Annotated in this window: 11 protein-coding genes; 5 read left to right on the top strand and 6 right to left on the bottom strand. The window is 74.3% G+C overall.

All coding sequences use genetic code 11. From position 1 onward, the window contains the following. Positions 1-420: 420 nt before the first annotated feature. Positions 421-1,197, top strand: coding sequence for a sulfite exporter TauE/SafE family protein (locus tag R4Z63_RS10170; RefSeq protein WP_037923904.1), 777 nt, complete (start codon positions 421-423; stop codon positions 1,195-1,197). A gap of 14 nt (positions 1,198-1,211) precedes the next feature. Here the strand turns inward: R4Z63_RS10170 and R4Z63_RS10165 are convergent, their stop codons facing one another. Together R4Z63_RS10165 and R4Z63_RS10160 are read right to left on the bottom strand one after the other, a co-directional pair. Further along, on the bottom strand, positions 1,212-1,841 hold the full coding sequence (locus tag R4Z63_RS10165) for a class F sortase (protein ID WP_384448786.1): 630 nt from the start codon (positions 1,839-1,841) through the stop codon (positions 1,212-1,214). Positions 1,842-1,970: 129 nt separating this feature from the next. Continuing rightward, complete coding sequence (locus tag R4Z63_RS10160) at positions 1,971-2,513, bottom strand: GVDTG sorting domain-containing protein (protein ID WP_384448784.1); 543 nt, start codon at positions 2,511-2,513, stop codon at positions 1,971-1,973. Between the two features lie 321 nt (positions 2,514-2,834). Here R4Z63_RS10160 and R4Z63_RS10155 point away from each other — a divergent pair, with 321 nt between their 5' ends. After that, complete coding sequence (locus tag R4Z63_RS10155) at positions 2,835-3,329, top strand: gamma-glutamylcyclotransferase family protein (RefSeq protein ID WP_052030879.1); 495 nt, start codon at positions 2,835-2,837, stop codon at positions 3,327-3,329. A 106-nt stretch (positions 3,330-3,435) separates the two neighbouring features. Here R4Z63_RS10155 and dnaG read toward each other — a convergent pair whose 3' ends face one another. From dnaG to R4Z63_RS10135, 4 genes are all read right to left on the bottom strand, one after another. Further along, on the bottom strand, positions 3,436-5,361 hold the full coding sequence (dnaG, locus tag R4Z63_RS10150) for a DNA primase (protein ID WP_384448781.1): 1,926 nt from the start codon (positions 5,359-5,361) through the stop codon (positions 3,436-3,438). 34 nt (positions 5,362-5,395) lie between these two features. Beyond that, positions 5,396-6,670 carry an NAD(P)/FAD-dependent oxidoreductase gene (locus R4Z63_RS10145; RefSeq protein ID WP_384448778.1) on the bottom strand — a complete coding sequence of 425 codons (1,275 nt, stop codon included), beginning with the start codon at positions 6,668-6,670 and terminating at the stop codon, positions 5,396-5,398. Positions 6,671-6,763: 93 nt separating this feature from the next. Then, positions 6,764-8,089, bottom strand: coding sequence for a deoxyguanosinetriphosphate triphosphohydrolase (locus R4Z63_RS10140; protein WP_384448775.1), 1,326 nt, complete (start codon positions 8,087-8,089; stop codon positions 6,764-6,766). Between the two features lie 37 nt (positions 8,090-8,126). Continuing rightward, positions 8,127-8,846: a sirohydrochlorin chelatase gene (locus tag R4Z63_RS10135; protein WP_384448772.1), complete on the bottom strand. Its 720-nt coding sequence runs from the start codon at positions 8,844-8,846 to the stop codon at positions 8,127-8,129. A gap of 472 nt (positions 8,847-9,318) precedes the next feature. Here R4Z63_RS10135 and R4Z63_RS10130 point away from each other — a divergent pair, with 472 nt between their 5' ends. The 3 genes from R4Z63_RS10130 to R4Z63_RS10120 all read left to right on the top strand — a co-directional run bounded on the left by R4Z63_RS10130 (position 9,319) and on the right by R4Z63_RS10120 (position 12,352). After that, entirely contained in the window at positions 9,319-9,933 is a 615-nt protein-coding gene (locus tag R4Z63_RS10130; RefSeq protein WP_236647722.1) for a SanA/YdcF family protein, read from the top strand. Positions 9,934-10,007: 74 nt separating this feature from the next. After that, entirely contained in the window at positions 10,008-10,202 is a 195-nt protein-coding gene (locus tag R4Z63_RS10125) for a hypothetical protein (protein WP_384448769.1), read from the top strand. A 68-nt stretch (positions 10,203-10,270) separates the two neighbouring features. Further along, complete coding sequence (locus R4Z63_RS10120; RefSeq protein WP_384448766.1) at positions 10,271-12,352, top strand: molybdopterin oxidoreductase family protein; 2,082 nt, start codon at positions 10,271-10,273, stop codon at positions 12,350-12,352. The last annotated feature ends 105 nt before the right edge of the window (positions 12,353-12,457 follow it).

Here is a 12,457-nt window from a genome sequence, read left to right as displayed (position 1 = left end):
CCGTTCCCGCTGCCCTGCGCGTCCTGACGTTCCCGCTGCCCGCCGCGTCCCGCCGTTCCCCATGTCCTGCCGTTCCCCGCGTCCCCGAGGAGTTGCCGCCCCATGCGCCACCCGCTGCACATCGCCTTGCCTGTGCCCGTCGGAGGTACGGCTCCCGCGCCCGCCGCGCGGCACCGCAAACCACGCAGACCCTCACCGGTGGGGACCGCGCTGGCCGCCCTGGCCCGGGTACCCCCGGCGGGGCGGCTCGCGGCCGGGCTGGGGGTGGCCGGTGTGCTGGCCGCCAGCGTGCTCACGGCGGTCGTGGACCCGGCCGCTCCGGTGGCCCCGGACCGGGTCCCGACCGGGCGAAGCTCAACCTTTGCGCAAGTTTCGGGGAATTGAATGGTCGTTGCACTGACAGCTCCATAGAGTCGGTTCGTGCCTGACATATCAACAACCATGATCATCGTGCTGTGCGTGGCCGCCGCGGCGGCCGGCTGGATCGACGCAGTGGTGGGCGGCGGTGGCCTGCTGCTTCTGCCCGCGCTCCTGCTGGGCCTGCCCAACGCTCACCCCGCCACCGTCCTCGGCACCAACAAAGCCGTGGCCATCGTCGGTACCGCCGGCGCGGCCGTGACGTACGTCCGCAAGGCCCCGGTGGACGTGAAGCTCGCCGTCCGCATCGGCCTGGCGGCGCTCGCCGGATCGATGGGCGGCGCCGCACTCGCCGGCGGCATCAGCAAGGACGCGCTACGCCCGATGATCATGGCGGTGCTGGTGATCGTCGCCGGGTTCGTGCTCTTCCGGCCCGGTTTCGGCACCGCCCCCTCCACCGCGCCCGTCAGCCGTGCCCGGGTGCTGCTCGCCATCGCGCTCGCCGGCCTCGGCATCGGCTTCTACGACGGCCTCATCGGCCCGGGCACCGGCACCTTCCTGGTGCTCGCGCTCACGGCCCTGCTCCACCTCGACCTGGTCGCCGCCTCCGCCACCGCGAAGATCGTCAACTGCTGCACCAACGCGGGCGCGCTCGCGATGTTCGCCTACCAGGGCATGGTGCTGTGGCAGCTCGCCGCACTGATGGCGGTGTTCAACTTGGCCGGCGGCATGATCGGGGCGCGCATGGCGCTCAAGAAGGGCAGCGGCTTCGTCCGCGGGGTGCTGCTGACCGTGGTCGGCGCGCTGGTGGTCAAGCTCGGCCTGGAGCAGTGGGGCTGACCGGCCCGAGCCGGTCAGTACGTCCCGGTGAGATGGGCGAAGACGACCACGTTGCCGCGGTAGCCCGTTCGCGGTGAGAAGCCGCCGCCGCAGGTGATCACCCGCAGCTCGGCGCGGGACGAAGGACCGTACACGCGGGTGTCCGGAAAGGCCTTGGCGTCGTGGACCTCGACCGCGTGCACCGTGAACACCGCCGTCCGTCCGTCCGCCCGCGGAATCTCGATCACCGCGCCGCGGCGCAGCGCTCCCAGGTGGTAGAAGACCCCCGGCCCGGCGTCGTCGTCCACGTGCCCGGCGATCACCGCGGTGCCGGTGGCGCCCGGGGTGGTGCCCTCGCGGTACCAGCCGGCGAGGTCCCGCCGGTCGGGCGGGGGTACTTCGAGGTGGCCGGCCCGGTCCAGCCCGAGCCCGACCAGCGGGGCGTCCACCCGGATGGAGGGGATCCTGATCCGCCCGGGCGGCGAGCCGGGCAGCGGAGCGATGCCGGGGCCGATGGTCCCGGCGGCGGTCAGGGCCTCGGCGGGGGAGGGCAGCGGTGGCCCCACCGGTTCCCGGGAGCCGCTGGTCACGAGCCAGATGCCGATGAAGGCGGCGAGTGCGACGAGTCCCCCGTGGCGGGCGGTCGGGCGGAAGTCGCCGGCCATGCGCACCCCCTCCGCCTTCCGTCCGAGGTGACTGGCCGTCGCCCGGCCCCGCGAACGGGGGGACCTCGCGGGGCGGGCGACGGGGGGCGGTACCGGTCGGACCGCGGCCGCAGCCGCGGTGGGCGTCCGTCAGCTCCGCGTGCCGCTCGCCCGGCGACGCAGAAGCCAGGTACCGCCGACGGCGGTCGCGGCCAGTACGGCCGCTCCCGCCGCGATCTTGGCGGGGTCGGTGGTGGTGGTCGTGCCACCGCCCACCCCGGAGTTGACGTGCCCCTGCGGGCCGCGCTCGGTGACCACCAGGGCGCCGTTCGCGAACTTGCCGTTCGCGCAGGTCGCGCCGATGTCGTAGGTGCCGGGCCGGGTGCCGCGGGCCACCTGGAACTGCCCCACGACCACCTCCTTGTGGGTGCCCGGGACCAGCTTGAACCGTCCGCCGCCGACCGTGGTGGCATCGCCGTCGGCGTGGCTGCCCGGACCGCAGGCGGTGGTGTTCACGGTGACGGTGGCACCGGGGGCGGCGGTCTTCGGCCAGACCTCCAGCACCGCGAAGTCCCCGGGCGCGAAGCCCACCATGCCCAGGTCCGCGGCGGCGACCGCGCCGGCGACCGGGCAGCTGAACGCGGCGGCGGTCAGCGCGGTCGCGGTCAGCACGTGTGCGGTACGTCGGCGCATGGGACTCTCCCTGGAGACACGGGGTCGTGCATCAGAGGAAACCCGCCTCGCGCGCCACGCGCCTGCTGATGTCCCGTCAGGTACGGGCCGCCGTGCCCTGCCGTCGCTCGTCCTCGCAGGTCACGGCGAGCGTGCGGCCATCCGGGCCACCCGCTCCGTCCGGGTGACCGGATGCCCCGGACGGCCGTCGGGCGCACGGCCCGTCCACGGGCACCGGGCGGTGGCCTTCCGGGGATCCGCACGTACGGTGGTGGGGCGCAGCGTGGCCCGGACCTCCGGACCGGACACGCAGCGGTGCGCCGGATCCGAGGGAGGGGCTCCATGACATCGGTCGAGCGGTCACGGGAGGCGGCCACCGGGGCGCTCCCGTTCTTCGTGTACGGGACCCTGCGCCCCGGCGAGGTCAACCACGGCCTGTTCCTGCGCGGCCGCACGGCCTCCGAGGAGTCGGCCGTCCTGCCGGACGCGGCCCTCTACGACGGCCCGGGCTATCCGTACGCGGTCCACCGGCCGGGCACCGCCGTGGTCGGGGAGCTGATCACGGCAGAGCCCGGCAGGTACCGGGAAGTGCTGGCCGAACTGGACCGGCTGGAGGAGTACGAGGGCCCCGGGCGGCCGGGGAACGTCTACGACCGGTTCGCCCGCCGGGCCCTGCTCTCCGACGGCACCGCGGTGCGCGCCTGGGTCTACCTGGCGTCCCCGCTGATCGCCCGCGAGCTGCTGGCCCGGGGGACGGAGATACCCGGGGGAGACTGGTTCGACCGTTCCGCCACGCGGTCCGGACACGGCCCGGACACCGGCCGGGACAGGCCCTGATGCGGTGGCCCTTCACCGCCCTGCCACCGGCCGGGACGCCGTCCACCGGCCTCCGCCACCCGGTGAGCGGCGTGGGCCGAAACCGCGCCGGGGCCTCCTCAGCGCACTAGAGTCCCTCGGCGCCGCGGTTGCGCAGGCGCTGCCCGTACTGCTGGAGCACCCACAGCTCCTCCTGGACCGCCGCCAGCTGTTCCGGCGGCGCCTGCGCGCCGAGCCGTGACAGCGTGCCCTGGACCTCGTGGACCCGCCGGTCGACCGCGCGCAGCCGGACCTGGACCAGCTGGACCCCCGCGTAGACCTCGTCGACCGTCTTCGCGTGGATCGCCTCCACCGCCAGCTCGGTCACGAGGGCACGCACCGTGTCGTTCGGGGCGGCCTCGCGCACCCGGGCCACGTAGCCGTCGTCGGCGTCGGCGGCACCTCCCGCTTCCTGGATGGCCTGGCGTACGGCGGCGTAGGGCGGGGCGGTGAACTCGTCGATCCCGTAGGCGTCGAAGGCCGGGGACACCAGGGCAGGCCGCTGGAGGGCCAGCTTCAGCAGCTCGCGCTCGGTGCGGTGGGCGGGGCTGCGCAGGTTCAGCGCGGGCCCGGCGGCCGGCGGTGCGGCGGGCGCGGGAACGTCCTCGCGGGCCGGGCGGCCCCGCTGCTGGCTTCCGCCCGGCCGGCCTCCCTGAGGTCCGCCGCCCTGGCCGCGCTCACGTGCCCACCGGGCGAGCTGCGCGACCCGCTTGACCACGAACTGTTCGTCGCGGATGCCCAGCATGCCGGCCAGCTGGACCGCCGACTCGTGCTGGATGGCGATGTTCTTGATGTTGGCGACGACGGGGGCCGCCTCGTCCAGCGCGGCCGCCCGTCCCGCCGGGTTCTCCAGGTTGTGCCGGGAGACGATGTGCCGCAGCGCGAACTCGAACAGCGGGGTGCGTGCCTCCACCAGGCCGACGACGGCCGCGTCACCCTGCGCGAGGCGCAGGTCGCAGGGGTCCATGCCGCCGGGGGCGATGGTGATCGAGGTCTCGGCCGCGAACTTCTGGTCGTCCTCGAAGGCCCGCAGGGCCGCCTTCTGCCCGGCCGCGTCACCGTCGAACGTGAAGATCACCTCGGCTGTGGCGTTGTCCATCAGCAGACGGCGGAGGATCTTGATGTGGTCCCCGCCGAAGGCGGTGCCACAGGTCGCGATGGCGGTGGTGACGCCGGCCAGGTGGCAGGCCATCACGTCCGTGTAGCCCTCGACCACCACGGCCCGGGAGGTCTTGGCGATCTCCTTCTTGGCCAGGTCGACGCCGTACAGCACCTGGGACTTGCGGTAGATCGCGGTCTCGGGGGTGTTCAGGTACTTCGGCCCGTTGTCATCGTCGCGCAGCTTGCGCGCGCCGAAGCCGACCACCTCGCCGCTGGTGTCGCGGATCGGCCACATCAGCCGGCCGCGGAAGCGGTCGATCGGCTTGCCGCTGCGGCTGTCCTGGGCGAGTCCGGAGGTGATCAGCTCCTTGTCGGTGAAGCCCTTGCCGCGCAGGAAGCGGGTCAGGTGGTCCCATCCGGCCGGGCTGTAGCCGACGCCGAAGTGAGCGGCGGCGGCCTGGTCGAAGCCGCGCTCGGCCAGGAACGTGCGGCCGATCGCGGCCTCGGGGCCGTCCAGCTGGTCGACGTAGAACCGGGCGGCTTCCCGGTGCGCCTCGACCAGCCGGATGCGCTCGCCGCGGCCGCTGGTGCCGGCGGTGTAGCCGCCCTCCTCGTAGCGCAGGGTGATTCCGGCCAGGCCGGCCAGGCGCTCGACCGCCTCGGAGAAGGAGAGATGGTCGATCTTCATGACGAAGTCGAGGGTGTCCCCGCCCGCCTGGCAGCCGAAGCAGTGGTAGAGGCCCTTGCTGGGGCTGACCTGGAAGGAGGGGGACTTCTCGTCGTGGAAGGGGCACAGGCCCTTGAGGTTGCCCCCGCCCGCGTTGCGCAGCTGGAGGTAGTCCGAGACCACGGCGTCGATCGGGACCGCGTCCCGTACCGCCTTCACGTCGTCGTCATTGATCCGTCCTGCCACCCGTGAAGTCTACGGCCGGGCGCGGGCAAACCCGTCAGGCCCCCGCGGTCGGGACCAGCGACTCAAGCGGAACCGACGGATCCGACAAAGCTTCGCGGTCAACGGGCACCTTTGCCCTGATCAGGGCCTGGATGTGCTCGGTGACGTCCCACACGTTCACGTTCATCCCGGCGAGGACCCGGCCCTCTGACAGCCAGAAGGCGATGAACTCCCGCTTGCCGACGTCGCCGCGGATCAGCACCTGGTCGTAGCCGCCGGGCGGGGCGTAGCCCGAGTACTCCAGGCCCACGTCGTACTGGTCCGAGAAGAAGTACGGCACCCGGTCGTAGGCGACGTCGTGCCCCAGCATCGCCCGGGCCGCGGCCGGGCCGCCGTTCAGCGCGTTCGCCCAGTGCTCGACCCGCAGCCGGGTCCCGAGCACCGGGTGGTGGGCGGCCGCGACGTCACCGACCGCGTGGATGTCCGGGTCGGAGGTGCGCAGGGCGGCGTCCACGGCGATCCCGCCGCCGTGCTCCCGGTCGACCAGGGCCAGCCCCGAGGTCTCGGCGAGGGCCGTCCGCGGCGCCGCCCCGATCGCGGCGAGCACGGCGTGCGCGGGATGTTCCTCGCCGTCGTCGGTCCGGGCGGCCAGCACCATGCCGTCCTGCCCGATGATCTCGGTCAGCCGGGCACCGAAGTGGAAGCGCACGCCGTGCTCGGCGTGCAGGTCGCCGAAGAGCCGGCCGACCTCGGGGCCGAGTACGGCGTGCAGCGCGGTGGCCTCCGGTTCGACGACGGTCACCTCGGCGCCGTATCCGCGGGCCGCGGCGGCGACCTCCAGGCCGATCCACCCGGCGCCCGCGATCAGCAGGTGTCCGTTGTCCCGGCCGAGGCCCGCCAGGACGTGGCGCAGCCGCTCGGCGTGCGCGAGCCGACGCAGGTGGTGCACGCCGGCCAGCCCGGTTCCCGGGATCTCCAGCCGGCGCGGCTCGGCGCCGGTGGCCAGCAGTAGCTTGTCGTAGTGCACGACCGTGCCGTCCCCGAGGACCACCTTCTTGGCCTCCCGGTCGAGGTGCACAGCGGGCTGGCCGAGGTGCAGCTCGATGTCGGAGGCCGCGTACCAGGACGGCTCGTGGACGAAGACGCTCTCCCGCTCCTCCTTGCCCGTCAGGTAGCCCTTGGACAGCGGGGGGCGCTCGTACGGGTGGTCGCGCTCGTCGCCGATCAGGATCACCCGCCCCGTGAACCCCTCGGACCTCAGCGTCTCGGCCGCCTTGGCCCCGGCCAGCCCCGCGCCGACGATGACGAACGTCCTGTGTGCGTCGACCACCTGATGCCTCCTCATAACCTCTGCGCCACATGCGGCCACATGCGAGCGTCCCGCACCGAGCCTGCCTCGTGAAGGGGGAATGGCTCGATCGGCTCACCCTTCGGCGCGTCGGGCCCGCCGGGTGAGACGTGCGTGCAGGGAACGCGCGGAAGCGTCGGTGAGGCACGCGATCTGATCGATGACCGCCCGCTTCCTGGCCTTGTCGTCCGCGGCGCCGTCGAAGATGGCCCGGAACTGCGGGTCCAGGCCCTCGGGCGCGCGGACGCTGAGCGCCTCGGCCAGTTCGGCCAGGACGATGCGCTGGTCGGCGCGGATCCGCTCCTGCTCGTCACGCTGCATGACGTACAGGTCGGCGACCGCTTTGAGGACCGCGCACTCGTGGCGCGCCTCGCGCGGGACCACCAGCTCGGCGCCGTACCGGGTGAGGCGGCCCGAGCCGTACGCCTCCCGGGTGGCCCCTTCGGCAGCCAGGCAGAAACGGCCGATCAGCTGGCTCGTGGCGTCCTTCAGGCGGGCCTGGGCGACGGCGGACCCGTCGTACCCGTGCGGCCACCACTCCTGCTCCATCAGCCGGTCGAGGGCGGACCGCAACTCGTCGGGGGAGGTGTCGGCGGGCACATACCGGCCGATGGCGACCTGCCAGATGGCTGCCCGCTCGGGCTCGGCGAAGAGGAGGTTCGGATCGAGGTGTCCGGCGTGCAGGCCGTCCTCGAAGTCGTGGACGGAGTAGGCGACGTCGTCCGCCCAGTCCATCACCTGGGCCTCGAAGCACTTGCGGTCGGCCGGTGCGCCGCGGCGCAGCCACTCGAAGACCGGCAGGTCGTCCTCGTACGCCCCGAACTTGACTGAGCCGGGGTCCGTCGGATGCCCGCCCCGGGCCCACGGGTACTTGGTGGCGGCGTCCAGACAGGCCCGGGTGAGGTTGAGGCCCACGCTGACCGGCCGCCCGGTCGCCGGGTCGGGCACGAACCGCTTGGGTTCCAGCCGTGTCAGCAGACGAAGCGACTGGGCGTTGCCCTCGAAGCCGCCGCAGTCCTTGGCGAACTCGTTGAGCGCCTCCTCGCCGTTGTGGCCGAAGGGCGGGTGCCCCATGTCGTGCGAGAGGCAGGCGGCCTCGACGAGGTCGGGGTCGCAGCCGAGCGCGGCGCCGAGCTCCCGTCCGACCTGGGCGCACTCCAGGGAGTGCGTGAGCCGGGTCCGCGGGCTGGCGTCCCAGTCGTAGGAGCGGCTGCCGGGCGTGACCACCTGGGTCTTCCCGGCGAGGCGGCGCAGCGCGGCGGAGTGCAGCACGCGCGCGCGGTCGCGCTGGAAGGCGGTGCGGCCGGGGCGTTTGTCGGGCTCGGCGGCCCAGCGCTCGGTGTCGGCCGGGTCGTAGGGGGAGTAGAGGTCGTCTGCGGGGGCGTGCGCGGTGCCTTCCATGACAAGACGGTAACCGCAACGACTGACGAACCGCCGATCACGCGGAGACGAGATCCGGCCGGGGGAGCGCGGCGGGACGGGCCAGGGCCTCGTCGTAGCGGCGCAGCAACAGCCGGGCCAGGGCCGGATGGTCGCCCAGCGGGGCCGCTGCGGGACCGGGCGAGGCCGCGGCGGTCTGGGCGGCGAACCGGCCGGGAGCGGCGAAGTACGAGGCCACGGCCGTGCGGTGGTGGCCGCGGGCGGCGAGTGCCCGCACGGCCTCGGAGGTGGTGGGCGCGGCGGCCGAGGCGTAGGCGGGCACCACCGGGACGCCGAGGCGGCCGGCGAGCAGGGTGGCGGTGCGGCGGGTGTCGGCCGCCGAGTCGGGATCGCGGGAACCGGCGGCGGCGAGCACCACGGCGGTGCCGGGGGTCCAGCCGGCCTCCACGAGCCGTTCGTACAGGGCCTCGACGAGCAGCGGGTGCGGGCCCAGCGGGGCGGCGACGCGGATGTGCAGGTGGGTGGCCCGGGCGGCGGCCGCGGGGAGGTCGTGCTTGACGTGGTGCCCCCGGCCGAGCAGCAGCGGGACGAGCACGGCAGCGCCGGACGTCCCGCGCAGGGTGTCGTCGAGCAGCGGGGCGTTCAGCTCGATGTGGCCGAGCCTGACGTCGAGCCGCGGGCGGAGCTCGCGGACCCGGTCGAGGAGGGCGAGGGCGGTGTGCAGGGCGCGTGGGTCGCGGCTGCCGTGGGCCACGGCGACGAGGGAGGGCTGCTGCATGGGCGGTCTCCGAGGGGGCGGGTGCGGGGCGGTCGCAGTCCGCTGAGCTGCGTGCCGAGCTGGGTGGTGATCCGGGTCAGCAGCTCGGCCGCGCTGCCGAACGGGAGGGAGGGGAGGAAGGGGCTGTCGGAAGGGTGCACCGGCTCCGTCATGAACCGATCCTGCGGGCTGCACGTTGCCGGTGCGTTGCGCCGGGGTGACGGGTCTTTGCAGGGTGCTCACTTCGGTCGTTCGTACGGGTGAAACGGGGCGGTCGCGGAACTCCGGGCCGGGCGACGATCGTCAGTGTGTGCGAACGGTGCGTGCGAACGGTGCGTGCGTGCGGTGTGCGGGAGGGACGGTCATGGACATCAGGAGCCGGGCGAGGGCGAGGGCGGGCGCCGTGGTGCGCGCGGTGGCGGACGGGCGGCCGGGACGGCGGCCGCGGTGGCTGCGCGGACTCCCGGGCCGGCGGCTGGCGGTGCAGGCCGTCATGGCGGGCTGCGTGCTGGCGCTGCTCCCGTCGGCATGGACGCACGCATCGGCGGCCGACCGGCTGCGGACGACGGCCGACGCGCCCGCCGCCGACGTGGCGGTGGTGTTCGGAGCCGGCCTGTGGCGGGGGCGGCCCACCCCCTATCTCGCCGACCGGCTCGACGCGGCCGCCGAGCTGTACCGCACGGGCAAGGCCAGGGTGGTGCTGGTCACCGGGGACAACAGCCGCGAGGAGTACGACGAGCCCGACGCCATGCGCAGGTACCTGACCGAGCACGGGGTCCCGGACACCCGGATCGTCAGCGACTACGCCGGCTTCGACACCTGGGACTCCTGCGTGCGGGCCAAGGAGATCTTCGGGGTCGAGCGGGCCGTGCTGGTCACCCAGGGCTTCCACATACGCCGGGCCGTCGCGCTGTGCCAGGCGGCGGGTCTGGATGCGTACGGCGTCGGGGTGGCCGACGTGCACGACGCCACCTGGTACTACGGTCAGACGCGGGAGCTCTTCGCGTCGGGCAAGGCGGCGCTCGACGCGGTCCTCAAGCCCTCCCCGCGCTTCCTGGGCCCGAAGGAGGAGGGGGTGTCGCGCGCTCTGGCGGCTCCGGCGGACTGACGCGCCGCCGGACATGCCGAACGGCCATATGCCGGATCGGCCGATGCTGCGTCAGGGGGCGGGATGCGGCGTCAGTGGATCTGAGCGGCAAGGCGGTCGTCATCACCGGCGGAGCGCGCGGGCCGGGCGCCGCGGCGGCGCGGTCCGTCGTGGACGGCGGCGGCCGGGTGCTGATCACCGACGTGCTGGAGGCGGAGGGAGCCGAGGCCGCCGGCCCGCGGTTCGTCCGGGGCGGGCGGTTCCTCACCGGGGCGGGCGGGCGGCGCTGAGCCACCCGTACGGGAGGTGTAACCGGAGGCGGCTGCCCGTGTAACACCGCTGACGCACGCTGGACCGTATGCACACCCCGGGAACCGCCGCCGCCACCGCCACGCACTGCCCCTACTGCGCCCTGCAGTGCGGGATGAACCTGCGCCCCGAGCCGGGCGGCGGGGGCGTGGCAGTGGAGGAGCGGGCCGACTTCCCGGTGAACCGGGGCGCGCTGTGCGGCAAGGGCCGCACCGCCCCCGCCGTGCTCTCCTCCCGGGTGCGCCTGACCGAGCCGCTCGTCCGCACCCACGCAGGGCGGCTCGAACCCGCTACCTGGGAGGAGGCCCTCGACGTCGTCGCCGCGGGCCTCACCCGCACGGCCCGCACGCACGGCCCGGACGCCGTCGGTGTCTTCGGCGGCGGCGGGCTCACCAACGAGAAGGCGTACGCGCTCGGCAAGTTCGCCCGCGTCGCCCTGCGCACCTCGCAGATCGACTACAACGGCCGCTTCTGCATGTCCTCGGCCGCCGCCGCGCACCAGAAGGCCTTCGGGCTCGACCGGGGCCTGCCCTTCCCGCTGGAGGACGTGCCCCGCACCGGCTGCGTGATCCTCGTCGGCTCGAACCTGGCCGAGACCATGCCGCCCGCCCTGCGCTACCTCACCGAGCTCAAGGCCAACGGCGGCACCCTCGTCGTCATCGACCCCCGCCGCACCCGCACCGCCGCGCAAGCCGACCTGCACCTGGCCCCCCGCCCCGGAACCGACCTCGCCCTCGCCCTCGGCCTCCTGCACCTCGTCGTCGCCGACGGCCGCACCGACGAGGAGTTCATCGCCGCCCGCACCACCGGCTGGGAGGAGGCCCGGGCCGCCGCCATGGCCCACTGGCCCGAGCTGGTGGAACGCATCACCGGCGTCCCGGTCCCGGCGCTGCGCGAGGCGGTCGCCCTCTTCTGCGCCCCGGAGTCCGCGATGGTGCTGACCGCCCGCGGCCCCGAGCAGCAGTCCAAGGGCACCGACACCGTCGGCGCCTGGATCAACCTGTGTCTGGCCACCGGCCGCGCCGGACGTCCCCTCTCCGGCTACGGCTGCCTCACCGGCCAGGGCAACGGCCAGGGCGGCCGCGAGCACGGCCAGAAGGCCGACCAGCTCCCCGGCTACCGCAAACTCACCGACCCGGCCGCACGGGCCCACGTCGCCGGGGTCTGGGGCGTCGACCCCGACAGCCTCCCCGGACCCGGCCGCAGCGCCTACGAACTCCTCGACGCCCTCGGCTCCGAGGTGAAGTCCCTCCTGCTGATGGGCTCCAACCCGGTGGTCTCGGCTCCGCGCGCCGCCCACGTGGAGGACCGGATCCGCTCGCTGGACTTCCTCGCCGTGGCCGACGTCGTCCTCTCCGAGACCGCCGCCCTCGCGGACGTCGTCCTCCCCGTCACCCAGTGGGCGGAGGAGACCGGCACCACCACCAACCTGGAAGGCCGCGTCCTGCTGCGCCGCCGCGCCCTCACCCCGCCGCCGGGCGTCCGCAGCGACCTGGAGGTCCTGCACGGGCTCGCCGCCCGCCTCGGCATCGAGAAGGGCTTCCCCACCGCCCCCGAGGAAGTCTTCGACGAACTGCGCCGCGCCTCGGCCGGCGGCCCGGCGGACTACTCGGGCATCACCTACGACCGCATCCAGGCCGAGCAGGGCGTCTTCTGGCCCTGCCCCGACGGCTCGACCGGTACCGAGCGCCTCTTCCTGGACGGCTTCGCCACCGAGGACGGCCGGGCCCGGTTCGTCCCGGTCGCCCACCGCGCCGCCGCCGAGGTTCCCGACGCGGACTACCCGCTGCTGCTCACGACCGGCCGCGTGGTCGCCCAGTACCAGTCCGGCGCCCAGACCCGCCGGGTGGACGAGCTCAACGAGGCCGCCCCCGGCCCCTTCGTGGAGCTCCACCCCCGCCTCGCGGCCCGGCTCGGCGCGGTCGACGGCAGCCTCCTCGCCGTCACCTCCCGCCGCGGCCGCGCGGTGGCCCCGGCCCGCATCACGGACGCCATCCGCGCGGACACGGTCTTCATGCCCTTCCACTGGCCGGGCGAGGGCCGCGCCAACACCCTGACCAACCCGGCCCTCGACCCCACTTCCCGCATGCCCGAGTTCAAGGTCTGCGCGGTCCGCGTCGAACCGGCCTAGCGCTGTGACCGGAAGGGTCCACCGCCTCACGGCCCGAGCCGGGCTTCGTCCACCGACGGTCGCTGTCGCACAGCACGAACTTCCGCTGCCCCGTTGACACTTCGT

Source organism: Streptomyces sp. PL-29, from assembly GCF_058344425.1.
This window is presented reverse-complemented; position numbering and strand designations above follow the sequence as displayed.

Coding starts and splice junctions, on each gene's coding strand:
- R4Z63_RS10165 (WP_384448786.1), bottom strand. CDS start 1,841: ATGGCCGGCGACTTCCGCCCGACCGCCCGCCACGGGGGACTCGTCGCA.
- R4Z63_RS10160 (WP_384448784.1), bottom strand. CDS start 2,513: ATGCGCCGACGTACCGCACACGTGCTGACCGCGACCGCGCTGACCGCC.
- R4Z63_RS10155 (WP_052030879.1), top strand. CDS start 2,835: ATGACATCGGTCGAGCGGTCACGGGAGGCGGCCACCGGGGCGCTCCCG.
- R4Z63_RS10140 (WP_384448775.1), bottom strand. CDS start 8,089: ATGGAAGGCACCGCGCACGCCCCCGCAGACGACCTCTACTCCCCCTAC.
- R4Z63_RS10135 (WP_384448772.1), bottom strand. CDS start 8,846: ATGCAGCAGCCCTCCCTCGTCGCCGTGGCCCACGGCAGCCGCGACCCA.
- R4Z63_RS10130 (WP_236647722.1), top strand. CDS start 9,319: ATGGCGGGCTGCGTGCTGGCGCTGCTCCCGTCGGCATGGACGCACGCA.
- R4Z63_RS10120 (WP_384448766.1), top strand. CDS start 10,271: ATGCACACCCCGGGAACCGCCGCCGCCACCGCCACGCACTGCCCCTAC.